This window comes from Variovorax sp. PAMC 28711, assembly GCF_001577265.1.
In the GTDB taxonomy this organism is placed as follows: domain Bacteria; phylum Pseudomonadota; class Gammaproteobacteria; order Burkholderiales; family Burkholderiaceae_C; genus Variovorax.
This window is the reverse complement of sequence record NZ_CP014517.1, coordinates 1,302,019-1,327,334: the sequence shown is the minus strand read 5'-3', so window position 1 is coordinate 1,327,334 and position 25,316 is coordinate 1,302,019. Positions and strand designations below refer to the sequence as shown.

At 61.1% G+C, this 25,316-nt stretch carries 15 protein-coding genes; 5 read left to right on the top strand and 10 right to left on the bottom strand.

Going from position 1 to position 25,316, the window contains the following annotated elements; translation table 11 throughout:
- Positions 1 to 7 precede the first annotated feature (7 nt).
- The 5 genes from AX767_RS06655 to ttcA (AX767_RS06635) all read right to left on the bottom strand — a co-directional run bounded on the left by AX767_RS06655 (position 8) and on the right by ttcA (AX767_RS06635) (position 14,795).
- A complete protein-coding gene (locus AX767_RS06655; RefSeq protein ID WP_068629751.1) occupies positions 8 to 5,026 on the bottom strand; it encodes a non-ribosomal peptide synthetase in 5,019 nt (1,672 codons plus the stop codon).
- Entirely contained in the window at positions 5,023 to 12,222 is a 7,200-nt protein-coding gene (locus tag AX767_RS06650; RefSeq protein WP_068629748.1) for a type I polyketide synthase, read from the bottom strand. The genes AX767_RS06655 and AX767_RS06650 overlap by 4 nt, the downstream gene beginning before the upstream one ends.
- A gap of 397 nt (positions 12,223 to 12,619) precedes the next feature.
- The gene (locus AX767_RS06645) at positions 12,620 to 13,258 is read right to left on the bottom strand and encodes a histidine phosphatase family protein (protein ID WP_068629746.1); all 639 of its coding nucleotides are present in this window, start codon (positions 13,256 to 13,258) and stop codon (positions 12,620 to 12,622) included.
- A 4-nt stretch (positions 13,259 to 13,262) separates the two neighbouring features.
- Positions 13,263 to 13,889, bottom strand: a complete 627-nt coding sequence (locus AX767_RS06640) for a DUF4136 domain-containing protein (protein ID WP_068629743.1) — start codon at positions 13,887 to 13,889, stop codon at positions 13,263 to 13,265.
- A gap of 36 nt (positions 13,890 to 13,925) precedes the next feature.
- Complete coding sequence (gene ttcA / locus AX767_RS06635) at positions 13,926 to 14,795, bottom strand: tRNA 2-thiocytidine(32) synthetase TtcA (RefSeq protein WP_082754889.1); 870 nt, start codon at positions 14,793 to 14,795, stop codon at positions 13,926 to 13,928.
- Between the two features lie 67 nt (positions 14,796 to 14,862).
- Here ttcA (AX767_RS06635) and ttcA (AX767_RS06630) point away from each other — a divergent pair, with 67 nt between their 5' ends.
- Entirely contained in the window at positions 14,863 to 15,807 is a 945-nt protein-coding gene (gene ttcA, locus AX767_RS06630; RefSeq protein WP_082754887.1) for a tRNA 2-thiocytidine(32) synthetase TtcA, read from the top strand.
- Here the strand turns inward: ttcA (AX767_RS06630) and AX767_RS21305 are convergent.
- The 5 genes from AX767_RS21305 to AX767_RS20960 form a co-directional block, all read right to left on the bottom strand.
- Positions 15,804 to 16,253, bottom strand: a complete 450-nt coding sequence (locus AX767_RS21305) for a hypothetical protein (protein WP_156480982.1) — start codon at positions 16,251 to 16,253, stop codon at positions 15,804 to 15,806. The two genes, ttcA (AX767_RS06630) and AX767_RS21305, sit on opposite strands and share 4 nt — an antisense overlap.
- 13 nt (positions 16,254 to 16,266) lie before the next feature.
- Positions 16,267 to 18,630, bottom strand: a complete 2,364-nt coding sequence (locus AX767_RS21300; RefSeq protein ID WP_156480981.1) for a hypothetical protein — start codon at positions 18,628 to 18,630, stop codon at positions 16,267 to 16,269.
- Positions 18,611 to 20,197, bottom strand: a complete 1,587-nt coding sequence (locus AX767_RS21295) for a hypothetical protein (RefSeq protein WP_156480980.1) — start codon at positions 20,195 to 20,197, stop codon at positions 18,611 to 18,613. The genes AX767_RS21300 and AX767_RS21295 overlap by 20 nt, the downstream gene beginning before the upstream one ends.
- Positions 20,172 to 21,482 carry a site-specific integrase gene (locus AX767_RS20965; protein ID WP_082754885.1) on the bottom strand — a complete coding sequence of 437 codons (1,311 nt, stop codon included), beginning with the start codon at positions 21,480 to 21,482 and terminating at the stop codon, positions 20,172 to 20,174. Before AX767_RS20965 ends, AX767_RS21295 begins: the two co-directional genes overlap by 26 nt.
- Positions 21,483 to 22,288: 806 nt before the next feature.
- A complete protein-coding gene (locus tag AX767_RS20960; RefSeq protein WP_335338855.1) occupies positions 22,289 to 22,462 on the bottom strand; it encodes a helix-turn-helix domain-containing protein in 174 nt (57 codons plus the stop codon).
- A gap of 42 nt (positions 22,463 to 22,504) precedes the next feature.
- Between AX767_RS20960 and AX767_RS06610 the strand changes: the two genes are divergently transcribed.
- From AX767_RS06610 to AX767_RS20955, 4 genes are all read left to right on the top strand, one after another.
- Entirely contained in the window at positions 22,505 to 23,074 is a 570-nt protein-coding gene (locus tag AX767_RS06610; protein WP_156480979.1) for a hypothetical protein, read from the top strand.
- A gap of 58 nt (positions 23,075 to 23,132) precedes the next feature.
- Entirely contained in the window at positions 23,133 to 23,381 is a 249-nt protein-coding gene (locus AX767_RS21290; RefSeq protein ID WP_156480978.1) for a BPSL0761 family protein, read from the top strand.
- Positions 23,382 to 23,825: 444 nt separating this feature from the next.
- Positions 23,826 to 24,227 (top strand): hypothetical protein, encoded by a 402-nt coding sequence (locus AX767_RS06605; protein ID WP_068629732.1) that lies wholly within the window; start codon positions 23,826 to 23,828, stop codon positions 24,225 to 24,227.
- A gap of 814 nt (positions 24,228 to 25,041) precedes the next feature.
- Positions 25,042 to 25,221 (top strand): antitoxin VbhA family protein, encoded by a 180-nt coding sequence (locus AX767_RS20955; RefSeq protein WP_237288579.1) that lies wholly within the window; start codon positions 25,042 to 25,044, stop codon positions 25,219 to 25,221.
- The last annotated feature ends 95 nt before the right edge of the window (positions 25,222 to 25,316 follow it).

Genomic DNA, 25,316 nt, shown 5'->3' with positions numbered 1-25,316 from the left:
GGCCGGGTCAATTTTTTCGACCGAAGCGCGTCAGCATCCGGACGAGAGCAGACGGTGTGCGCGATTCGCCGCCGCTTTGCGTAGCGGTGTCTGCTGTAGCGTGAACGGGTGTCGCTGCCGGCGCCATGGCAAGTTGGCCGAGACTTTCGAACACGTAGCGCGCCGCCTCCACCCGGAAGCCGACCGCCTGCTCCGCCTGCTGCATCACGCGCATCGCCAGCAACGAGTCGCCACCCAGGTCGAAGAAGTTGTCCGTCGGGCGGATGTCGTTGACGTCGATGTTCAGGGCACTGGCCCAGACCTGTGCCAGCCGCGCCTGCTCTGGCGGCAGCAAGGCCATGGGGCGCGCTTCGCGGGCGACCGCTGCGGCGACGACTTCCTCGTCGTGTTCGCTGTCCGATCGGGCGGCGAGCCTGGCCAGCACCCGGGCGCTCGACGAGTCGTCGGGCGCGAGCAGCACGTTCAGGGGATGGTCCGGCGCAGCGACGAGGGCGTTCAACAACTCCACGTAGCGCTGCTTGAAGGCAGCACCGGTCTCGGGCAGGTAGATGTCGGAGTTGTAGGTGACGGCGCCGACGAGGCCTTCGGTTTTCTCGACGAACCACAGGCCGATATCGTCGGTCGCGCCGCTTTGCCGCGTGTGGATCTGCTGGTGCTTGAGGCCGCCGAAATCGGTCGGCCGTCCGCGCGCATCCTCGAATGAAAAGAGCCCCTGGTAGAGGCCGACGCCCTGCGCGCGTGCCGCGAATTCCGGCTCGGCCACGAGGCGCTCGAACGGGATGAGCTGGTAGCTCATGTGGTCGAGCAAGGTCTTCTTGACGTAGCGCATGAACTGGCCGGCGTCTATCGAGCGGTCGATCTCGAACGACAGCGGCAGCACGTTGTTGAAGAAGCCCATCACGGACTCGAGTTCGAGCTGCTCCCGGCCTCTCACCGGCGCCGCGATCACGAGCGAATCGGTGTCGATGGCGCTGCCGAGCATGAGCACGTACGCTCCGAGCGCGAACATGTTGAGCGTCACGTCGTGCTGCGTCGCTGCGGTGCGGAATCGCTCCGTGGTGGCCTTGTCGAAATTCATCCACAGGGTTTCGCCGTGGCCGCTCATGCCGGACTTGCGCGGGAGGTCGGTGCGCGGTGCACGCGGCACCGGCGTGTTGGCGAAACGTGCCTTCCAGTACTTGAGCTGTTCGCCGGCTTCGGGGCCCGCGAGCCATTCCTGGTACCACTGCGCATAGTCGCCGGTACCGACCGACAGCTCGGGCAGCACCGGCGTTTCGCCGCGGACCAGGGCGCCGTAGAGCGCGGCCAGCTCGGTCTGAAAAAGATCGTAGGACCAGCCGTCCCAGATCAGGTGATGCGCCACGAAAACGAAGGCGTGGTCGGTCGGCGACATCCGGTAGAGCGCCGCATGGAACAGCGGGGCCCGATGAATGTCGATGGGCCGATCGATGGCCTGGCGAAGCGACGTGGCCAGTTCGATCTCGCGTTCGGACGCAGGCACGCCCGACAGGTCGATGAGCGGAAACGGAAAGTCGACGGACGGGTGAATGATCTGGCACGGCTCGCCGGTGGCCGGGTCGTTGCCCATCGTGGTCCGCAGCGCCGACTGGCGCCGCACGATCTCACGAAACGCCTGCTCGAATCTGGCCGTGTCCATCGGCCCGGCGAAGCGGTGCGTCGCGGGCTGGTTGTACACGGAGCGGCCGGGGTGCAGCTCTTCGATGAAGCGGATGCGTTGCTGCATCGGCGTTTGCGGCGCGCTCCTGCGGTTCGGCAGCGCCACGATGGGCTGGCGTCGCGGTGCGCCGGCGTTCTCGATGGCGTCGATCGCCAGCGCGAGCGCCTCGGCGGTGGGCGCCTCGAACAAAACGCGCATCGGCACCGGTACATCGAATTTCCGGCTCAGCAGCGTCGCCAGCCGTGCCGCCAAGAGCGAGTGGCCGCCCAGCGCGAAGAAGTCGTCGTGGATGCCGAGGCTGGGGAGGCGAAGCACTTTTTCCATCGTCTCGAGCACGATGCGCTCGCGCTCGGTGCGCGCGGCAACGCGCGCGAGCCCGCTGGCGGCGAGCGCCTCCGGTTTGGGCAGCGCCTTGCGGTCGACCTTGCCGTTCGGTAGCAGCGGAATGGCCTCCAGCGGCACGAAATGCTGCGGCAGCATGTACTGCGGCAGGCTCGTGGCCAGTTGGCGCTTGACGGCGTCCAGGTCGAGCGAAGCGCCCGGCGCGAGCATGAGATAGGCCACCAGGCGAACGTCGCCCGGCACGTCCTCGCGGGTGATGACGACGCTGCGCGTGACGCCCGGCGCTTCGTTGCAGCGCGCCTCGATCTCGCCCAGCTCGATGCGGTAGCCGCGCACCTTCACCTGCGAGTCGAGCCGGCCCATGTGTTCGAGCAAGCCGTGGTTGCGCCAGCGCCCGCGATCGCCGGTGCGGTAGAGACGCGACGGCGCTCCGTCGACATCGATCGTGACGAAGCGGTCGGCCGTGAGCTCGGGGCGATCGAGGTAGCCGAGCGTCACGCCGGCGCCGCCGATGCAGATTTCGCCCGGCACGCCGACCGGCATCTGCTGCAGGTGCGCGTCGAGGATCCAGACGGTGGTGTTGTCGATCGGCTGGCCAATCGAGATGCCAGCGCTGCCGATGAGGGTCGGCTCGACACGCCACCGGGTGGACCAGATCGTGGTCTCGGTCGGGCCGTACATGTTCCAGACCTCGCCGGCGACGCGCAGCAGATCGTGCGCGAGGTCGGGCGGAAGGCTTTCGCCGCCCACCAGCACCTTGAACTTCGCCTGGCCTTTCCAGCCGCTGTCGAGCAACAGCCGCCACAGGCCGGGCGTACCCTGCATCAGGGTGGCGCCCGTCAGCGAGATCAGCGTGGCGAGGTCGCCGCCGTTCAGCGTGGCTTCGCGCGGGGCGATGATGACTTCGGCGCCGACGGTCAGGGGCAGCAGCAGTTCGAGCACCGCGATGTCGAACGACAGCGTGGTCACCGCGACCAGCTTGTCGCTCGCCGCGATGCCCGGTTGCCGCTGCATGCTCTGCAGAAAATTCGCCACCGGGCGGTGCGGCACGACGACGCCCTTGGGCTTGCCGGTCGAGCCCGAGGTGTAGATCACGTAGGCCGGATCGTCCGCCAGCGGATCGAGCGGGCCGGGGGCGAGCGCTTCGCCCGACGCCTGCAGCCAGCTGGTTTCGGCGTCCAGTTCGAAGACGCGCACCGCCGCGTCGTCACGCCAGCGGCGCGGCGCCGCGGCCACGTCGGAGCGCGTCAGCAGCAGTGCCAGTGCGGCGTCCTGCGCGTAGTAGTCGAGGCGGGCCTGCGGGAAGTCCGGGTCGAGCGGCACATAGGCCGCGCCCGACTTGAGCACGGCCAGCAGCGCCACGACCATGTCGTTGTCGCGCGGCAGGCACAGGCCCACGCGCTGGCCCCGGCCCACGCCGCGTTCGCGCAGCGCGCGCGCCAGCCGGTTGGAGCGGGCGTCGAGTTCGCCGTAGCAGAGGCCGCTGCCGGCGTACCGGATGGCGGCATTCGAAGGACTGTCGATGGCCTGCGCGCAGAACGCCGCGTGCATCAGCGGCGCACCGAGGAGCGGCGTCGCGGCCGGCTGCAGCGCGCGCAGCGCGGCTTGCTCGTCGGGCGGCATCACCGCAAGCTGGCCCACCGCCTGGACGGGCGACGCGACCGCGCTGCGCAGCAGCTGCTCGTAGACCTTGAGCCAGCGCGAAATCGTAACGGCGTCGAACAGGTCGGTGTTGTACTGGACCTCGACCTGCATGCCGAGCGCCACCGGCACGATGTTCACGAACAGCTCGAAGTTTTCGCAAGCGCGCGGCACGCTGCCCAGCACCGCCTCGATGTCGGGAAAGCTGCCCTGGTTGGGCGCCGCATCGCGGTCGACATTGAACATCACGCTCACGAGCGACAGGCGGCTCGGGTCGCGCGTCACCGGCAATTTGCGCAGCAGCGTGCCGTAGGTGAGGTTCTGGTGCTCGAACGCGTCCAGCAGCAGCACGGCCGACTGGCGCAGCAACGCGTCGAACGGCAGCGCCGCATCGACCGCGACGCGCAGCGGCAGCAGATTGACGCAATGGCCGACCAGCGCGGGCATGTTGCTCGCCATCTGCCCGGCCGCGGCGATGCCGATCACGAGATCGTCTTGGGCCGTCAGCCGGTGCAGCATGGCGGCAAAGCCGCTGAACAGCGCCGCATAGAGGCTCGCGCCCTGCGCGGCGCCGGTCTTGCGCAGCGCGTCGACCAGGCTGCGGTCGAGCACATGATCGATGCGCGCCGACGAAAACGTGCGAACGGTCGGGCGTGCGCGGTCGAGCGGCAGTTCCAGCACCGGCAGGCTGCTTCCCGAAAAGCGCGAGAGCCAGTAGTCGACGTGCGCCTGCATGGTCGCGCCGTTGGCTTCCTGCTGCTCCCAGGCCACGTAGTCGGCGTAGCTCGGTGCGGCGTCGAGCGCGGGGCCCGCGCCGATCTGTTCTGCATAGAGCTGGCCGAGGTCATCGGCGACGACGCCCCACGACCATCCGTCGCAAATGGCGTGGTGCGCCGTCATGAGCAGGTGGAATTCCACCGGCGACAACTGGTAGAGCGCCGCGCGGAACAGCGGCCCGACCTCGAGCGCGAACGGCTCGCGCACCGACGCCGCTTCTTCGGCCGCCAACGCGCGTTTCTGCGCCTTTGCATCGAGCGGGCGCAGGTCGCGTTCCATCAGTTGCAGTGGGACGGGTTCTCCGATCAGCAACTGGGTGCCGTCGGCAGAAAACGTCGACCGCAAGGCGGGATGTCGCAGCACCAGTGCGTCGAATGCCGCTGCGAGCGCGGCGGTGTCGAGATCGCCGTGCAGCCGGAGCGTGAGCGATTCGTTGTACGAGAGCGAAGCCTGCGGGCCGAGCTGGTCGGCCAGCCAGACTTCCCGCTGGGCTTCGGTGCTGGGCACCGTCAACTCGATGGCGCCGGCAGCGAAGGGGTCGAAGTCGAGATCGCTGTCGGAAGGCTCTTTCACGTTGATCGGGCTCATGCTTGCAACTTCACGAATTTGCCGTTGGCCGTCGGGTCCGGCACGAACCACGCAGGCGTGCCATCGCGATCGCGACCGAGTCGGGCATTGGGAACAGGGGGATGCGCCGCATCGAACGACCGCGCCGAGGGGGCCGAGCCCGGCAGGAATTCCGACTGCTGCATTTCGGCAACCGATTCCTTGAACGCGGATTTGATGGTCGCGATGTCGTCGTGCGTGTGCGCCGTGGTGAGGAAGCACGGGAAGTTGTCCAGGATGTGCACGCCGCGGCTGCGCATCATCGCGAACAGCAGGTCCTGCAGCGGATGGTCTTCGAGCCAGCTCACGCGCCAGAGCGACGAGAAGTAGCGGATTTCGAGGGGCGCGCCGACTTCACGGCAGAACGCGGTGAGCTCGTCGGCGAGCGCCGCCGTGTGCAGGTTGAGCTGCGTCTGCAAGCCTTCGCCGGCTTCTTTCAGGTGGATCAGCGAGGCCTTGCAGGCCGCCAGCGCCAGCGGATGCCGCACGAAAGTGCCGGCGAAGTAGGTGACGCCCACGGTCGGCATCGACGAATCGCCGTATTGCCAGGCGCCGCCGTCGAGCGCATCCATGTACTCGCGCTTGCCGGCCACCACGCCGACCGGGAAGCCGCCGCCGATCACCTTGCCGTAGCAGGCCAGGTCGGCGCGGATGCCATAGACCGCCTGGGCGCCGCCCAGATGCGAGCGGAAGCCGGTGATCACCTCGTCAAAGATCAGGCAGGTGTCCGACTTTTCGGTGATGGCGCGCACTTCGCGCAGGAACTCGCGCGGCTGGAAATCGGGCCGACGGCTCTGCACCGGCTCGACCAGCACGGCGGCGATGTCGTTGGCATTGGCTCGGATGAATTCCAGCGCTTCCGGCGTGCCGTAGTCGAGCACGCGCACGTCGCCGAACATGCCCTGCAGAACGCCGGGTGCCGCGGAAAGTCCCTTGGCATTGCGGCCCGCGCGGACGAGCACCTCGTCGAAGGTGCCGTGGTAGGAGCCGGCGAAGAGCACCACCGTGTTGCGGCCGGTGACCGTGCGCGCGATGCGGATGGCCGCCATGACCGACTCGGAACCTGTATTGCACAGCGCCGCGCGGTCGAAGCCGGTGAGTTCGCAGATCAGCTGCGTCACCTCGGCCGACAACGGATGTTGCGGGCCGATTTCGTAGCCCAGGTCGAGCTGCCGGTGGACGGCTTCGTTGACGAAGTCGGGTTGCCAGCCGAACAGGTTCATTCCGAAGCCGTTCAGCACGTCGACGTACTCGTTGCCGTCGATGTCCCACAGCCGCGAGCCCTTGGAGCGCTCGACCACCACCTGATAAGTGATTTCCTTGGTCGCAGGGCGAAAGCCGTTGACCACGCGCGGATCGGCCATGTGCGGCCGGTTGACCTCTGTGAAGGTCTTGCTCTTTTGCGTGCGCTCGTTGTAGCGGCGCATGAACGCGGCGAGCCGCGCGCGCTGCCGCTCGCTCGGCTCCTTGCTCTGCGTGTGGATCCGTGCGATCGCGCCGAACGCCTTCTTGACGTCGTAGGTGATGCGGACGGGGGCGTCGGTCGGCTCGCTGTCGGTCGTCGGCACCTGAACGGGCTCGGCGGCGAGGGCCGGCGCGGCCATTGCGACGGGCGACTCCGCAGAAGTCGCGACCGCAGGCACACCCGCAAGCAATGCCAGTTGCTGCTGCATCAACTGCATCTGCTGGGCGATCAACTGGTGCATCAGCGGCTGGCCGTCGATCGATGCGGTCGGCATGAACTGCGGCATCGCGAGGGCCATGCTGCGCGGCGCCACGACAGCTTGCGCAGCGGCAGGCACTGCAGCCGGCATCGCCACGGCGACGGCCACGGGCGCCGCTTCGGGCGGCAGCGTGGCATCGAGGAAGCCGGCCAGCGAGTCGAAGGTTCGGTAGCTCTCCATCAGTTGACGAAAGCTCAGGTTCACCTTGAAGTGCTTCTTCACCTGGCCGGCGGCCTGCGTCAGCGTGAGGGAGTCCAGCCCCAGTTCGACGAACAGCACGGCACCATCGGCCTGGGCCATGTCCACGCCGGAAATGTCTTCGAAGATGGCGCGCAGGCGCGACGACAGCGCAGCGTGGCGCGCAGGGGCAGTGGACGCGTGCGGCATTGCAGCAGTCATGGGCGGCTCCGGTATGAGGGGCAAAGAGAGGGGTGGGGTGGCCGGCGCGGCGACGTCAACCCAGAAGCGCTTGCGCTCGAAGGGATAGGTCGGCAGCGACAGGCGCGATTTCCGGGTGCGTGCGTCGAGCTTCGCGGGATCGATGGCCACGCCGTCGATCCACAGCCGGCCGACGGCCAGGCGCCATGCGGCGCACTCGCCGTCCGGTTGATCGGTCAGCAAGGCCACGGCGCGGATCGGTGTCGCCCCGGACGGCTGCTGGCGCACCAGCGTCGTGAGCGTGTTGCGCGGGCCCACCTCGATGAAGAGGGCGTGCGGCACATCGGCGAGCGCAGCGCGGACCGCGGGAGAAAAGCGCACCGTCTCGCGAAGATGGCGCGACCAGTACCGCGGGTCGGTCGCTTCGTCCGGCGTCAGCAACCGGCCGGTCAAGGTCGAATAGATCGGGATCGCAGGCGGCGACAGGCGCACGGCGCGCACCCGCTGCTCGAACGGTGCCACGGCCGCGTCCATCATGGCGGAGTGGAAAGCGTGCGACGTTTGCAGGCGTCGGGTCGTGACGCCCTCTGCGTCGAGCACGACACGAAGCGCTTCGACGTCGGCCGACGGACCCGCGACGACGCACGCTTTGGGACCGTTCTCGGCCGCGAGCGAAAGCGTGTCGGGCAAGCGCGCCAGCACGTCGGCGGCGGGCAGGCGCACCGCGAGCATGTCGCCAGCCGGCTGGGCCTGCATCAACAAGCCGCGATGCGCGACGAGCCGGGCCGCATCGTCGAGTCGCATCACGCCGGCGACCACGGCAGCGGCGAACTCGCCCACGCTGTGGCCGATGAGCGCGACCGGCACGAGGCCGAGCGACAGCAGCTGGCGCGCGAGCGCGTACTCGAGCGCGAACGTGGCCGGCTGCGTCACCGAGGTCGGCGCCAGAGCAAGGGGGTCGGACGACTGCAGGCACGCGCGCAGATCGAAGTCGAGCACGCCGTCGAAAGCGCGCAGGCAGTCGTCGAACGCAGCGCGAAACACGGTGTCGCCTTCGTAGAGGCCCTGGCCCATGCGCGCGTACTGCGCGCCTTGGCCGGTGAACAGCAACACGGGCTGTGGCTGGAAGGCCGCTGCACCACCGCTGGCCCGCTGGGGCGAATCGGTGCTGCGGAGCGCAGCGACGGCTTGCGCTGCATCGCCCGCCACGACGCAGGCGCGGTTCGAGAACACCTTGCGGCCGACGCGCAACGTGTGCGCGACATCGGCCAATTCGAGCTGCGGATGCGCTTCGAGATGGTCGGCGAGCCGCTGCACCGCGGCGCTCAGCGCCGCGGGCGTACGGGCTGACAGTTGCAGCAGTTGCGGCAACGCCGAATGCTCGGGCGGCAGCGCGGGCGGCGCCTCTTCCACGATCACGTGCGCATTGGTGCCGCCGACACCGAAAGCGCTCACACCGGCACGACGCGGTTGGACGCTGCGCGGCCAGGCCGCGAGGCTGTGCTGCACATGGAACGGCGTGGCGGCGAAATCGATCGACGGGTTGGGGGCGTCGAAATGCAGCGAAGGCGGCAACGTCTCGTTGTGCAGCGCCAGGACCGTCTTGATGAGGCCGCCCGCGCCCGCCGCGGTGACCATGTGGCCCACGTTGCTCTTCAACGAGCCGATGGCGCAGAAGCCGAGGTCGCTCGTGTGGCGCGCATACGCCTGGCGCAGGCCTTCGATCTCGACCGGGTCGCCCATCGGCGTGGCCGTGCCGTGCGCCTCGACATAGGAAATGCTGCGCGCATCCACGCCGGCCGAGGCGAGCGCGGCGGACACCACGGCCGCCTGCCCCTTGATGCTCGGAGCCGTGAAGCTGGCCTTGGCGCCGCCGTCGTTGTTGATCGCCGCACCGCGCAGCACGGCGTAGACGGTGTCGCCGTCGGCCACGGCATCGGACAGGCGCTTGAGCAGCACCACCGCGGCGCCGTCGCTGAACACCGTGCCCTGCGCGCCGGCGCTGAAGCTGCGCGTTTTGCCGTCGGGCGACAGCATCGAGCCTTCTTCGTAGAGGTAGCCGCTGCGTGGCGGGCAGGTCACCGAAGCGCCGCCCGCGAGCGCCATGTCGCACTGACGAGTGCGAAGGGCGTAGAAGGCCTGCGCGATGGCGACCAGCGAGGTCGAGCAGGCGGTGTGCACCGAGACGGCCGGGCCGGTCAGGTTCAGCTTGTTCGCCACCCGGGTCGCGATGTAGTCCTTCTCGTTCGCCAGCATCACCTGGAATTCGCCGACCGCTTCGACGAGGTCGGGCCGGCTGCTCACGTGGCGCTGGAAATACGTGGCGTTGTACATGCCGGCGTAGATGCCGACCGGCTCGGTGCACCGGTCGGGCGCGTGGCCGGCGCGCTCCATGCACTCCCAGCAGAGCTCCAGGAAGATCCGGTGCTGCGGATCCATGAGTTCCGCTTCTTTCGGGTTGATGCCGAAGAAGGCGGCGTCGAACAGGTCGACGTCTTCGAGCACGCCGCGCGCCCGCACATACGCCGGGTTGCTGCGCAAGGCGGCACTCACGCTCGCATCGAGCGTGGCGTCGGTGAAGACGCTGATGGTGTCGCGACCGGCGACGAGGTTGTCCCAGAACTGCTCGAGGTCTGCAGCGCCCGGAAAGCGGCCAGCCATGCCGATCACTGCAATGGCCTCTTCTGCGTTGCGATCGCTCCGTGTCGGGCTCGCGCGCGGCGGCGTGGCTTCCTGCGGACCCGCCATCTCGGCCGCGATCGCCATCGGCGTCGGGTCGCTGAAGAACAGGTTGGCCGACAGGGTGTGCGACATGCCTTGCTGCAATTGCGTGAGCACTTTCAGCACGAGCAACGAATTGCCGCCCAAGTCGAAAAAGTTGTCGCGGCGACCGATGCGGTCCAGGCCCAACGCGCCGGCAAAGGCCTGGCACACCCGCACTTCCAGCGGATCGCGCGCGGCCTCGAAGTCTTCGGCCATCTCGGGTCGGGCGCGGGTCGGTTCGGGCAGGGCGCGGCGGTCGAGCTTGCCGTTGAGGGTGATCGGCAGCGCGTCGAGCCACACCTGCGCGGCCGGCACCATCACGTCCGGCAGGCTGGCGGCGATGTGCGCGCGCAGATCGTTCCACGGCACCGGCTTGTCGCGCGCCACCAGGTAGGCCACGAGGCGCGGCGCTTCGCCGTGGTCGGTGCGCGCCACCACGGCGCTGGTCAATATGCCCGGGTGCGCGTTCAGCACGCTCTCGATCTCGCCGGTTTCGATGCGATGGCCGCGAATCTTCACCTGGCCGTCGACGCGTCCGATGAAGTCGATGGTGCCGTCGGGCAACCAGCGCGCGTGGTCGCCGGTGCGGTAGAGCCGGTCGCCGGGGCGGCCGAACGGGTCGGGCACGAAGCGCTCCGCCGTGAGCTCGGGCTGGCGCAGATAGCCGCGCGCCAGTCCGCGCCCGCCGATGCAGAGTTCGCCGACCAGGCCGATCGGCAGCAACTGCAGCGTGGGCGACAGCACATGCAGCGTGGTGTCGGTGAGGGGGCGTCCGATGGGCACCGACCGGGCGCTGGCGGGCAGGTCGCGCGGAATGCGGTAGGTCGCCGCGAAGGTCGTGCACTCGGTCGGGCCGTAGCCGTTGATCAGGGTGAGACCGGGCAACGCCGCGAGCGCGCGGCGCACGTGCGCAACCGACAGTGCTTCGCCACCGGTGAGCAGTTGACGCAGGCCGGCAAGGTGCTGGGCGTCGTCGTCGACGACGGCGTTGAACAGCGCGGCCGTGAGCCAGGCGGTCTTGACGCCGTGCCGTTCGATGGTGCGGGCCAGCCCGGCGCCGGTCGGCATGTGCTCGTCATGCACGACGCAGCACCCGCCGTTGAGCAACGGACCCCAGATTTCGAGCGTGGAGGCATCGAACCCGAGCGGCGCGGCGTGCAGCACCGGTTCGTCGGACCGGAGGTCGACATAGGCGGCATCGAGCACCAGCCGGAGGATCGAGCGATGGCAGATTTCGATGCCCTTGGGCGTGCCGGTCGAGCCCGACGTGTACATCACGTAGGCGCGCGCCTCGCTGTCTACCGTCACGGATTTCAGCGGCGGCAGCGCGCGGGCGTCGGGCGGGGCGTCGTCGATCCACAACGCGGCCATCTCGCCGGGCAACGCGTCGGCGTGCAGGCGTTGGCTGACCACGAGGGTCACGCCCGCGTCGCCGAGCATGAACTTCAGGCGGTCGGCCGGAAAATTCGCCTGCACCGGCACGTAGGCGGCACCGGTTTTCAGGATGCCGAGGAGCGCGACCACTGCCATGGGCGAGCGCTCGAGCATGACCCCGACGGCGTCGCCAGGCATCACGCCGAGCGCCTGCAACTGCCGCGCCATCCGGTCGGCACGCGCATCGAGTTCGGCATAGCGCCACGCGGCCGTGCCCGCCTCTCCCGCGATGCCGGTCAACGCCGGGCGGGCCGAATGCAGCGCGGCCTGCTCGGCAAAGCGCCCGTGGACCGTGAGCGACGCGTCGCGTTGCGGTATCGGTCGATTCCACGTTTCGCACATGCGTCGACGCTCGTCGGGCAGGACACCGGGGATCGAATCGACCGGCGCAGCAAGGTCCAAAAGCAAGTTGGCAGTGGTGGCGGAGAGGATCGCGAGCAGTTGCCGCGCCGATTCGGCATCCAGCCGGTCGGCGGGACCGCTCAGCCACGCATGCGACGCATCGACGCCCAGCCACAGTGCGAGCGGATCGCGGTCGGCCTCCGGCGTCGTGCCGCCCCAGCCGATGGCCGTGTCGGGCAGTTCGCCATTGCGCCGGGCCGCATCGACCTGCGACAGCCAATCGCGGCACAGGCCGCGAGGCACCAGCGGGCCGTTGCCAAACCAGCTTTGCTGCAGCCAGAGAAAGGCGGCGACCCAAGGGGTGGCGGCTTGCCAGCCCTCGGCAGCGATCTGACCACGCGACGCCGCGACCCACCCGACATCCAGCGCCAATTGCTCATTCAGGCGGATCCCGGCGGCACAGGGAGTCGATGCCGCGGGCGACAGCAAGTCGAGCAAGGACAGCGGAGATGCAAGGGCTGGCGGGCGCAACGTCATGGCCGTTGCTGCAAGCAGGCAGGCAGGGAAGGCAGAAAAATCTGCGGTGTGTGCGGGCAGTACGTAACCTGAAGGATGTGGCGCAACATAATGTTTCTACCCGTTGTAAGTAGTGCCAAAGCATTTACTTTGCAGCAGGCTCAAAGACTGCGCAACTTTCCATTGGTAGAACGCAATGTCGTGGAGCGCTAACTCGAAGGGGCTATGTCTTCCGGACAACCTGACCTCGAAGATGCAACTGGTTGCCATTGTCGGATTGACAACTGCACCGAAAAATTTGGTCTTCCGCTATTCTGCGCTTTTTTTAACGATTTGTGAGTACTAAAAGCTGACATGCCTTGGCGCCGAGAGGGTCAACCTGGCGGAGTGGGCTGGAACGGGAGGAATCCGCGCTCGGTCAGTCGACTTTTTCCTCCAGCGGGCTGCCGTTCAGGTGACCTGCATCGCCCCATCCCACCAACCCGAAGCCGCCAGGCGTCCACAGCAGGCGGTTGATCGTCGCGTTGCCGAGGTTCCAGGTGCGCGGCGCCTGCAATGCCTGGCGCGTGGCCGCCCGGTACAGCACGTCCAGGATGCCGCCGTGGGCGACCAGCACCACCAGTTGGCCGGCGTGGCGCGCCGCCAGTTCGGTGACCGCAAGGGTGATCCGGTCGCTAAACACCCGCAGGCTTTCGCCGCCTTCGGGGGCGAAGGCCGGATCGCGGGTGCGCCACAAGCGGGCCTGCTCGGGCAGCGTGGCATCGATTTCTGCGAAGCGCATGCCCTCGAAAAGGCCGAAGGCGCGCTCGCGCAACCGCGGTTCCGGCTGCACCGCGAGGCCGCGGGGTCCGGCGATCTGCGCGGCGGTTTCCCAGGCGCGCGCGAGGTCGCTCGCGTAAATGACGTCGATGTCCTCGTCGGCGAGCGCGGCACCGACGCGGCGCGCCTGCCACTGGCCCGTCGCGTTGAGCCCGATGTCGAGCTGCCCCTGAATGCGCGTGTCGGCGTTCCAGGCGGTTTCGCCATGACGCACGGCGATCAGGCGGGTGGCCTCCATCGACTTACTTTTGTCGAGACAGCGGGATGTTGACCCGACGCTCGCCATCCGGCGGATTCGGGAAGCCCTGCAGCGCAGCGTCGAACATCACCGGCAGGATGTCGGCGCTGCGGTTGTAGGGGCCGTCGTTGCGGGCGCGGGTTTCGTAGACGACCCGGCCGGAAGCCAGGTCGCGCAGCACGAGGCTCACTTCGCGCTCGTACCAGGGGTTCGAGGCCGGCGGAAAGTCGAGCCCGTACCCGCCGCCGAAATAGCCATCGCCCCCCCAGGGCGACGCGTGGCGAAATCCCGGGCCCCATGCGCGGGGGCCGTACAGGCCCGGTCCGTACAGCCACGGATCCGCCCAGGGCGAAAGCGCCAGCGTCACGCGGGCGCCGATCTGGGCGCTGTAGCGGGCACCGCTGTCGTCGCGCCGCAGCCCGACCCTGGCGAGCGCCGCACCAGCCATCGTTTCGAGCGACTGTTGCGCCGCCTCGTCGACCTGTTGCGACGGCAGGCGCTCGAAGCGGTAGGTGGCGTCGGGCGGCACAGCGGCCAGCTTCGAAAAGCTGCGCACGTCGCTGTCGACCACCCAGGTGGCGCAGCCGCTCAGGGTTGCAATGAGGAGAAGGGCTGTCAGTACACGCTGCATGAGGATCGAGGTCTGAATCGTTCGAAGAGTCCCGTCTCAGAGCTGCACGATGCGCAGCGCCGACGAGGCGCTTGCCGACGGCAAATCGGGCGCGTCGAAGGCCTTGTCGCCCTCGTCGTCCGCCACGCCGGTCGCCTTGAGACCCTTGAAGTCGTGGCGCGTTCCGTCGAGCAGGTGCGAAGGCACCACGTTCTGCAGCGCGGTGAACATGTTCTCGATCCGGCCGGGGTATTTCTTGTCCCATTCGCGCAGCAGCTCGCCGACTTGCTGGCGCTGCAGATTGTCCTGGCTGCCGCACAGCGTGCAGGGAATGATCGGGAATTCGCGGTGCGCTGCCCAGCGCACGAGGTCTTTCTCGGCCACGTACGCGAGCGGACGGATCACGATGTGCTGCCCGTCGTCGCTCACGAGCTTGGGCGGCATGCTCTTCAACTTGCCGGCGAAGAACATGTTGAGGAAGAAGGTCTGCAGCATGTCGTCGCGGTGGTGGCCCAGCGCCACCTTGGTCGCGCCGAGTTCGTCGGCCACGCGATAGAGGATGCCGCGGCGAAGGCGCGAGCACAGGCCGCAGGTCGTCTTGCCTTCGGGAATCACGCGCTTGACGATGCTGTAGGTGTCCTGGTTCTCGATGTGGAAGGCCACGCCGAGTTCGCTCAGGTACTTCGGCAGCACTTCTTCCGGGAAACCGGGCTGCTTCTGGTCGAGGTTGACCGCGACCAGGTCGAAATGGACGGGCGCCCGCGCCTTCAGCTTCAGCAGGATGTCGAGCATCGCGTAGCTGTCCTTGCTTCTTAGAACACTGCCTTTGTAAACATCACAGAGCTTGCTGCGCGGTCCTATGGCGGAACGGTTCGAGTTCGGCCCGCAATCTTTACGACCAACGAGACGCGAATGTTTACGGCTCATCCGACCACGGCAGGCCACAGTGCCAGGTGGGCAGCTCCACCGAGGTGGGTTGGTAGAAAATAAGGGCATGGACAACGTCACGACTTTCCCACAGGTGCCGCATGCGGCCAAACCGGGCTCAACTCCCTTCCCACATCCTACTCAGGCGGCGGACGGCCCATCCCGCTCAGCGATGGCGGTGCAGAACAAAATCTACAAGCTTGCGGGGAAGGCGGTGCATGACTTCTCGATGATTTCGGAAGGTGACGTCGTAATGGCGTGCATGTCGGGTGGGGCCGACAGCTACACGATGCTTGACGCTCTACTGCATCTACAGCGGAAAGCTCCAATTCACTTTTCGATCGTGGCCGTCAATCTTGATCAGAAACAGCCAGGCTTTCCGGAAGAAGTCTTACCTAACTATTTGTCGAGCATTGGAGTCGACTTCCGAATCGTACAACAGGACACCTATAGCATTGTCAAACAAAAAGTTGCTCCAGGAAAAACGACGTGCTCACTTTGTTCTCGATTGCGGCGGGGAATCCTGTACAACACCGCCGTGGAACTGGGAGCTACCAAGATTGCGCTAGGCCATCATCGAGATGACATTTTAGAGACACTCTTGCTGAATCTATTTTTTGGCGGTTCTTTAAAAACAATGCCACCAAAATTGAAGTCTGATGATGGCAGAAATGTAGTCATCCGACCTCTTGCTTATTGCAAAGAGAAAGACATTAAGCGTCATGCGAACGCAAAGATGTACCCAATTATCCCGTGCACTCTTTGCGGATCTCAGCCCAATCTGCAGCGACAAGCGATGAAAGAGCTGCTAAAGAGCTGGGAGATTGAGAATCCTCAGAGAATTCGTAGCATGTTTACTGCATTGACCAACGTGGTGCCTTCACATTTGATGGATCGAAAGCTTTTCGATTTTCAGAACTTCGATCGCTTTGATGCAGTCAACCAAGGCGACATTCTTTTTGATTCCGACGATGCTATTTCTGAGTTTCAACGTGTAGTGGCAATCGACTAGAAAGGCGAATTTCGCTTTGGTTTTGCTCTTGTAGCATAGTGTGTTTGACTTTGAACGTTGGACGGAATCGGCGTTAAAAGCAGTTCCTTGCCCTGAGTTAAGAAGCTTACGTTGTGTGCTAATTGCCGATGGCGATGCATTAATGCGTGGTATTTCTCTTCTAATTCTTTGAATTCCTGCTTCAGTCTGGTGTACTGATCTTCAGCTCTCGTCTGATCCTGCAAACCTGCATTTATCGTTCTTGCTGCAGTTGCATCAAAGGCCGATTTTATAACTGCATGCTTTGTGAGTGCTTGGCGAGACCAAACTTTGTCAATGGGTAAGCTCTCGCTGAACGCGAATGCTGCGCGGAGCGATTCCCAGCTAAATTGTTTCTCGGCCGGCCATGTATTTGCAAGCGCTGCAAATCTTGCTGCCTCTGAAGCCTTAATTTTTGGTTGGCCCATTTACCCTTACCTACTATCCTTGCGCTCGGATGTAAGCGCTGCGATCACTGACACTCATTGAGGTGCTTGCTTTCTTAAAAGTTATTAAGGCACCTTTAGGCGCTGTGGGATCTTCCTCAAATGCAAAAATCTCGTTGGCTCGATCGAGCGCCTCTTGCGCATGAGTGATTTGATTTGCAATTGTGATCCGACGAGGATTTTTTATAAGCTTCATTTTCCCGGCGGAAATGATCTCTTCCGACATGGCTTTAATGCTTGCTATTCTTGTGAGTTTGATAGCGTCTCCCTTTATCCATACTTGACCTCCGCAGCGAAGGCAGTCACCTAGTTGTTCGCATGGATTAATTGACCAATCAGATTTGCATCCGCCGAGTTCTGTCATGTGCTTTGGGGATGCGGTGCGAAATAGGAAATCCCGTCGATCAATAATGGGGATTCGTCTTTCAGCGATTGCCATCGCCGGTCCGGCTACGTGAAGAGTTTTAACGCCACGCAAGGCGTCAATTAGGCCTCGAAGCTTTTGTTGCCTAGACCTATCGTCGTAGTAGTCACTTTGCCGGCCACTGCTTCGCCCCGAAATTTGGTCTAGAAAGATGAGTGGAACACCAGCTAGGAGCCCCTCAGTCTGATGCCATTTGCGGGCGTCCTCCACGGAAAAGGTGGGGTATGCGCCATCAAGCAAACTGACGTCTAAGGCCTTGAACAGCATGGCTGGTCCTTGACCAGTGGGCCGAAGCCAGCGCGCCATCATGTCGGGCGTAAAAAGCATAGGCTTCCACCAAAGCAACTGCTTTCTCTTCGGATCCACATTTTTCGAATTCGCGCTCTCATAGAACACCATCAGTGCATCGCAAAGTTTGAGATCCCGCTCTTTTGAAGCGTACGGCCAATGTGGAAAATTGCTGAGCTTGAAGTCATTTAACAAACACTCAAGCACATCTTCAGTCTTAAGCCAGGCACGAACGGAAGTTCCAAACTGATAGATTTTCTTCAAAAGCGCTTTCTTTGTCTTCGACTTTGTCCCCATCATGCGCTCTAGAGCTCCCGGCGTTATGCGCTTTCGCATGTCGATTCCAAATGGAAGCGCAACGACTAATCCAGCACTCTTGCAGAACTCAACTGCTGTACCAATTTGCAGAGTAGGCTGACCAACGTAATCAGTGGAGTATTCGCTCAAATCACCCGGCTCATCCACAAATTTGTGTATAGAAATTCCTCTCAGTACACCTGGGATCTGATCGAGATACGCGGCATCGTGAAGGTTTAAGGCTGCGCGAGCACATTCAAAAGTGATAAAAGGATGGGCGAACGTTTTTCTTAGGTGTGCCGGTATAAAAAGCCGGTCAATGTCTTTAAAATCGTGGAAGTGCGAACAATAAAACGAAAAGGCTTCATGTGCCTCTTTCGTCAGCTTAAAAACTCTCAAGTGACACTGTTCGGCCAACTCGACGAGAATGTCTGGGATCTTAAGATCTTGATCTTCGTCAATTTTTGGACGAGACAGTCGTAACCTTGATTCACCTGTGTCGTTACGATAGACACAGTCCCTCCGTAGTAACGCGAGTTCTATGCTGCGCATTGATGCAGCGGTAAACCCCAACGCGATGGAGGCGGCGATAAAGCGAACTAAATCTCCTGCCTGTTCGTCAGCGAAGGCGAGTTGATAAGCTAAGCCAACGCATGCGACCACCTCGTCCGATACGGTACCTACCGGTGGAATGTCCATGCGCTGATTTTGGGCGATTCGTAGATCGTTGAGTCGCGGCGGGGAAACTATGGGCGATTTGTATTCAAATCGAGCTGAAAGCAAGTTGAAACCGTCGTAAGGGAATCTGAACGACTTTGAGCTGTATCCGCCTTGCAGCATTCCGGCGATTAATTCCAGCTCTTTTCCGATGTCGTACTGCTTCTGCAGGGTGTACCGTGATTGTTGGAGGAGCGAAGTTGCTATAGCGAATGTCAGGTGATTGAACAACGCAGGATCATTGTTCAACTGTTGAATGCGAAGAGCCTTTTCGAGAAACGATAGCGCGGTGACAATTTCTTTAGGTATAGTACGACGATGCGACTTTCGCAAACACAACACGTTCAACAGCGCTTTGCTAAAATGAAGAAATTTTCCGTCTTCAATGCAGTGAGTTCCATCTTTTGATTCGCGATTCTGAATGTTTTCGCTCAATGACAAATTGGCATAGTAATTTGCTTCAAACTTGATAAACCAAACACGGGCCGTCACTTGACCTAAGGGCACGTACTTGTCTGCTGCCGCAAAATAAGGGGACTGACGCCGGTAGGCAGGCGCATGTTCGCTGTTGATGCCCTCTCGCCCACCTGGTTCGTACCGCTCGACGAAGTCATCAAATTTGCACTTGGCCAAGGTGCTGCCCTCCGATGTCTGCAATGACTTGCTTGACTGCCTCGATTAGGTGATCGTCGCGGGTGACGACCGCGTCATCGAGGTGTAGTGCAGCGCGGTCGAGTCTTAAGCTTTCAAGGTGGTCTAGCGCTTCTTGGTGTGGTCCATCGGCGAAAGCTTCAAACTTGTAGCAGCCGTAACAGCCGACATTCATCAGACCCTTGCAAGGCTGAACGGCGCATGCGCCCAAGTCTTCGTCGGAGAGACCTGGTGCTCCAATGAGGTGTTCTTCGTCGGGATGAGTAGCCCCCGCTCGGTCAACGATTCGCCCCTTAAAAAACCTGACAAGCGCATTGTGTGAGTTGGCCATCTTCGTCTCGAAGCTTCGCTGGACATCCTTGGAGACATTAACGTACCTTCTGACTGACCCTGAAGACGTTTGATAAGCACATCGTTGCAGAACTGATAAGGGTGCTCCTAAGAGACCTAAATGGGTCAGCATCGTGTGCTTGAACCGCCGACAAAAAAGGATCACATTTTCGAGATCCGGAATTCCCGCGATAATTCTTGCTCTTGTTTCGTTCACAATTAAATTAATTCTTAAAGGACTTTTGCTAATTACGTAATTCCCAAGAAAATCTTTGGTCAAGCAAAAAATTCTGTCCTCGGGCATCAACTCGCGGCCGGCTACAGTAGATACGAAGTTCAGATGCTCCGTCAAAGGGACCCACGCTCTCGACGCAAGCGTTTCCGTTATTAAATAACTGAGTGCCGGCGTGCCTTTTTGCTTGACTGCCGGCACATGTATCAAAACCTCAAGTATTTCGCCATGCTCGTCCTGAATGATCTCGAAATGTTTTACGCGCAAAAGAGCAAGTTGCGACGGCCTTAGTCCTTCTGCTGAGATCAGCGTCCATAAAAGTTGGTCTTGGGAACTAAATTCCTTTGCAGCGTAAAGCTCACCGATGCGTTCGGAGATCTGCCGAGATTGAGCAATCGTCAGTGGGCGTTCGTCAGGCTTCTGATTCTGAATTTGCTGCGTCGATGGACGTTTGGGCGGGGAGGCTGAGTCCAAGTGTCGAGCGAGTCCTCGGTGCAGTCCTTCAACATTTTGTTTGCACCAGAAACTAAGAAACGTCCTTATCAGCCCAACCTGCGATGGGTTACAGGCTTCTGTGTACCAAAGGTACATTCCTAAAGTGATTGTTTCGATTTTTGTCGCTCCGAGCGCTTCGCAACACAGGCGGAAAAATAGATGAGCCTCCTTTTCCCATCTAGAAACTACAGAGGATTTGTACCGGCGATCCAAGGCCGTAATCATCACATACGAAAAACTCTCGAATGTCTTCGAAGTTAAAAAGAGCCGGAAGCGATTCAACTTAATGTTTACAGTTCCACCGTCGCCATCGATTTTCATGCAGTCAAGGTTGACTGGTATGGAAGTTGTATGCTCGATCGGTTTTATTTGAACGGGACAAACGAAAGAGCGATACGAAAATACCGTTGGAAAATCGTCGGCAGACCGAAAAAAGAGCTGAACGGCATCCGCGGGAAAAGTCCGTTTAGGTTTTGTTTCCACGAATTTCATCTTCCCGTGTTTTCTTGAATTTCGCCGTCTGAGCTCTTACGTGTCTACCGGTGTAATGCGCCACCTGCGGTGAGCCAGGCGTGAAGCGACCGATGTCCGTTACCAACTGCTCAATTTCCGCACCGTCGCGACCTCGCTCCTGTGCGCCATCAGCGAGCTCAGTAAGACCCGTGTGTCGCAATGAATGGGGGTGTACCGAAGATCTAATCGCAGAATGAACCGTCAGCTTCTTAACAACACGATTGATGTTGCGCTGGGATGTTTCCTTTCCAATGTGTTCAGGATCGCCTTCGTGATTGACGAAGAGGTAAGCGGTTTCGACGCCGTCGATGCGAAGATCAACGGCATCCCGCCTCGGTCCAAGAATGTAATTTTGCAGATCCTTGAAGAGCTCGTTGCTGATTGGCACGTCCCCGTTGCGGGTCTTAATAGCTGGTTCGTATTTTCGGCAGTCCTCAGCAGATTGAGGGTCGCGGATCGTCGTCATGTACGGGGATGGAAGCAACTCTGAAGGTTCGCAGACCTGTTCAGTTTTAATTTTTAGTAGCTCACCGGCACGGAACGATGTTTCTCTTAAAGTTCTTATGATGAGAGAATCCCGCTGAGCGCTTACAGAATTGGTAAATAAGGGGTGGTTGTCGAGCAATAGCTCCATTGCCTGAACTTCAACGGAATTGAGCGAGAGAACTTCCGAATGTTTGGGGACTGGAACAAGCTTGTTCTGCAGTTCAGTCTCTAGTGATCTTTTAAGTTCCGAGATGTAGGGGTAGAAATGCAGATCTTGAACATTGGCGGGCTTGCGACCATGATTGAGGAGGTGCGTCAAAAACCTCTTTGCAGTACGAATTCGGCCATTTAAACAGGCCGCGCTCACTGTCTCATGAGATGAATAAATGTCCAACGCCACCCCATTTTTCAATGCGTCTAGCGTCCTTGACAAAAAGCCTGCCTTGAAACTGCAAGAGTTTGCGAAATCATCAATCTCACTCGATGACATGGGTGGCTCTGATTGGAGCGCGCGTTGCAGACTGTCTTTCCAACCTTTGTCTTTGAGGCTCTGAATAAGGCGCCATTGTCTGAAAACAGCAAGTTCGTCTCCGGCTTTGTCTTGCGTACCAACTGCCTTAGTCCCGAGTACGACATCGATGTAATTTTGCTCGAGCTCGCAAGGGAGACCAGTTTCTCGATCAACGAGGTATACGCGACGAACAGCATGGCGAGCAGTCGCATCGATGCACGGATCACTGATGCGCTTGATCTGAGTTACAAGGTAGGTGTTGGTCATTTCAGCAGTTCGTCTTTGCTGAAATCTTGTCACCGATGTTGACGCTGCGGCAGTGTTCCACAGTCAACCTGTAACAACGGGAAGATTAAGTCCTAGATCGAAACGGATTTAATAGAAACCCGTTCGGGTTTATCAGTGCACTGCGAGGGTGCGGGTCACCGTTTTTCGAAAGATTACCCAACACCGGCTTGTCCAGCCCTGTGGTTGCGGGGCCATTGTGGGAATTCTGTTCTCGAAGATCACAATTTCGCCCTATTAACTTCTCACGGCTTCAATATAAAGCGGCGTCATTCGTAAAAATCGCCTACATTTACTTGAATCTGTCGCAAAAGTTACGTTTGCTTTCGTCAACCCCTGTTTGAGGCAAACGATAGGCCGCGATGCTCCCATGATTCGGTTCCAGCGGACCGATTCCAAACAAAGCCTAGCTGCGCCGGCCACTTTGAACGCCTGCCGGGAGCTGCTACGCGAAGGTGTAGTTCAATTTTGGAGGCCATCCAGCGGGGCCGTACAGGGTTCGTCCGGCTCACTCGTCGCGTTGTATGGGTGCGTTGCCATCATGGCCACCGCTCTCCCACATCCAGAGCGTGACTGATGCCCAAGACAGTGATGGGTGTTCCAAACATCCGGACTGTCCTCGCGGGCGAACGGCTTCGGTGTCGATGCACAAATTCACCAAGCATCAGCGATCTTGGCAATGGTGCCGACGTGGAAGCGACGAACGACCAGCTTCTCGCATCCCCTGATCGGACTTCATCTTTCGATGCAGGATGCCCTTGCGCAGGGATCCACAGGCGACTCGCTCGTCAATCCTTCAAAAGCCGCGCAACGTGCACTCCTAACGCAACGGCAAGTTTCTCGAGGTTGTCCAAAGAAATGTTCCGACTTTCCCGCTCAACGTGAGCGATGAAGGTTCGATGCAGTCCCGACTCGTGGGCGAGAGCTTCCTGAGACCACTGCCTTTTCTGCCTAAGGTGCACTAGGTTGACCGCCAACAGCGCGCGTGCTGACTTGGCGGAAACATGAGGGGGATCGTCGACAGCCACAAAGCCGAGTCTGTTGGCTTGCCGCTTTTACGTCAGCCGCGTTTAAGTCACAATGGCGGGTCGGCGCCTCTAAGTTTGCTGTACAAGCACTTTGCCCTGTACCGCAACTTGCGTCGACGCAACTCTATGTTCTCGACGCCATCATCCAGAGCCACCGTCGCCGAAGGCGAGCAGCTTCAGTTCGCGATCTCACACATTGGCGTCAAGGAGCCGGTGTTCCTCTGCACTTGGTCTCCTAACGGTCAAGTCGGCGCCGACGAAACCGGCGCATTTCTTTGCAGCAAGGATGAGCTCAGTCGCTTTCTGCTGGCCCAGAATGTTCCGAAACTGGTCGCACTACAAGTTCTCGTGCCTTCTGGACCTTTGAGCTGGTCGCTGCGGACTGCACGGACCGTTGCGCATCGCTCCGCTCTAGGTTCCGATTCCGTCGACCTAGTGTTCAGCGACGATCTGGAGCTTTTCGACAGCTGGTCAGAACGACTGCCAAGTTCAATCGTGTTGATTCCGCTTTGGAGCGCGCCGTCAATCGATGCTCAGCTCGGGTGAGAACGCATCAAAAACACGTCGAAGCGGTGGGCACTGAATAATCAAAGAGGACAAACCTATGACGCTCCCCTACGAAAGACGTCGTGCGCTCGAATGGGCAGGTGAAGCTCTTCGTGCCATTCGCGCCGAGAGCAAAGACATTGAGCAGTGGGGCGGGCCAGTCCCAGAAAAGCTCCGGATTCTTGCGACGCGAATCCTTCGACACTACCCAACGCCACAGGAGATCAATGCAGCAACCGCGATGGAAGACGTGCCTGTAAGCGGCTGGATCGCAAACGACCATGACAAACCCCGCCGGTTCGATTGACGAGCCAATACCTATCGCTAGTCTTCAAACCTTTCCGGTAGGGCCAGCTCGCCACTGCTCCCGACGACGTCGACAAAACTAATCGGTGAAAGAAAAACATGACATCTGACCAGCTCAAGGTCGAGTACCCATACATGTTCGCAGGCCCCAACATTGGCTTGGACATGTATGACGGGTGGACGCAAATCCTTGCGCAAGCGTGTGGAGAGATCGACGCGATTTTGGGGGAGAACAAGCGTCGTTTTCACTTTTCACAAATTAAGGAAAAGTACGGAAGTGCGAGGTACTACTACAACTCCGAATCTCTGGGCAGTGAAGAACTACAGCGAATTCAGACCTTGCTCGACCAGGCAGAGTTGGCAACGGAAACCGCTTGCATGCTTTGTGGACGCCCGGCCACCATTGAAAAGCATGGCGGATGGTTTCTGTGCCTCTGCACCGCGCATGCAGACGAACACCGCGACCGAATCAGTGCTCGGCGGTCGGGACTTGGAGTTTAAGCAAGCGAAGGCGATGACCGCTGCCACACCCAAGAAGCTGCAACGTCGATACAAACACACCGGTAGCCTGGTGCCCGATTTTGTATTCGCTGAGTGGTACGACAGCGAAACCGAGACCCTCACAATCTCGGCGCAAGATTTCGACAGCATTGCGGTTGCCGAACTCGTGATTCACAACGACTACGGGGTCGTTGCCCACGAGGATGAGACAAGGCAAAGCGTGCGCCCGTCGGCGTTTGTGATTGTTGAAATCTCAGGTATTCGATTCCGCGCCTTTGTTGTGCGACAACGTCGGTATGGAACACGGGGCGGCGAACATGTGATGGTGAGGTTAAGCATCATGTGAACGTCGCATGATTTGCCGGCTCGCTGAAGGCGGCACTGCCCAGTGAAGCGCCGATGAGCAATGACCGCCTAACCAACCGGCTCTTCGCGAAGCTCCGCCGCCGTCCACACAGAGCTTCCTATAAGTCCTTTGAGGAACGTACCCGTCCGATGCTCGACGCAAAGGGATGACCAAGGCCCACAGGCATTTGTGATGATCGAAGGCGCCCCGCACACGATGCATGATTGTCGGAGTGTCACTTCCCCACGCAGCACGACTTCTTGAATCTCCACTGCGGAAGGATCAAACGAATCGGCCGGCGCACAAACTATCCGAGTGACTTGATCCGGCCGATGCGCGTGTATCACGTGCCGCGCATGACCGCACATCTGGTAAGAAAGGCTCGGCGCACCGAACTTCTCGCGAATCCTTGCCCAAGCGAAGTCCCGCTTGTCATCGCCGAGGCTTATGTCGATCTGCTCGCACATCTGCGCGAATGTGGGCATCCATCCGCGAAAGAACACATACGCTCGCCGCCTATCTGACCCCACGAGCGGGAACATGTATTGGAAGCGCGCGAGGAAGCTTCCAAGCTGAGAAGCCTCATTCCACGCGGCTGAAGTCGGCTGGTTCATGGCTCCAGAGGCTTTGAGTCAAAGAACATAATTTTCGGTGCGGTTCAATGCGCAAGCAAATTCTTGAGAGCAGTCGGCAAGACTCGGTCATCAAACTTCGGAGCGCAGGATCAAAGCGAGTACCGACGTGACCCAGCCTGGTTCGAGGTCAAGCTGGCAACAGTTACGTTTAGTGGGGTCTCATGAAGAAAAGTCCAACCTTGAAAGTCGAGAATTCTGCCGAGGGGCGTCTCAAGCGGAAGGATGCGGTGGACTTTGCTCGCGCTTCGCTCGGTCTATCTGGTTTCAAAATAACTTCAGAACACGAAGCTCGCGCCCGACGCTTTATCGATGGCGAAATAAGCTTGGAAGAGTTTTTGGGTGCAGCTGACAAGTCGTGACTGATCGCTGAAGACTAGCTGTTCCCTTCACCATCAAAATCGTCAGGGACGAAGTTTGCTGTCCATTGGCATGGCAACGTAGACCAACCTCAGGC

Excerpts from the sequence above, each read along its gene's own strand:
- AX767_RS06655 (WP_068629751.1), bottom strand. The coding sequence starts at position 5,026 with ATGAGCCCGATCAACGTGAAAGAGCCTTCCGACAGCGATCTCGACTTC.
- AX767_RS06650 (WP_068629748.1), bottom strand. The coding sequence starts at position 12,222 with ATGACGTTGCGCCCGCCAGCCCTTGCATCTCCGCTGTCCTTGCTCGAC.
- AX767_RS06645 (WP_068629746.1), bottom strand. The coding sequence starts at position 13,258 with ATGGAGGCCACCCGCCTGATCGCCGTGCGTCATGGCGAAACCGCCTGG.
- AX767_RS06640 (WP_068629743.1), bottom strand. The coding sequence starts at position 13,889 with ATGCAGCGTGTACTGACAGCCCTTCTCCTCATTGCAACCCTGAGCGGC.
- ttcA (WP_082754889.1), bottom strand. The coding sequence starts at position 14,795 with ATGAGCCGTAAACATTCGCGTCTCGTTGGTCGTAAAGATTGCGGGCCG.
- ttcA (WP_082754887.1), top strand. The coding sequence starts at position 14,863 with ATGGACAACGTCACGACTTTCCCACAGGTGCCGCATGCGGCCAAACCG.
- AX767_RS21305 (WP_156480982.1), bottom strand. The coding sequence starts at position 16,253 with ATGGGCCAACCAAAAATTAAGGCTTCAGAGGCAGCAAGATTTGCAGCG.
- AX767_RS21295 (WP_156480980.1), bottom strand. The coding sequence starts at position 20,197 with ATGAAATTCGTGGAAACAAAACCTAAACGGACTTTTCCCGCGGATGCC.
- AX767_RS20965 (WP_082754885.1), bottom strand. The coding sequence starts at position 21,482 with ATGACCAACACCTACCTTGTAACTCAGATCAAGCGCATCAGTGATCCG.
- AX767_RS06610 (WP_156480979.1), top strand. The coding sequence starts at position 22,505 with ATGAGGGGGATCGTCGACAGCCACAAAGCCGAGTCTGTTGGCTTGCCG.
- AX767_RS21290 (WP_156480978.1), top strand. The coding sequence starts at position 23,133 with ATGACGCTCCCCTACGAAAGACGTCGTGCGCTCGAATGGGCAGGTGAA.
- AX767_RS06605 (WP_068629732.1), top strand. The coding sequence starts at position 23,826 with ATGCAGACGAACACCGCGACCGAATCAGTGCTCGGCGGTCGGGACTTG.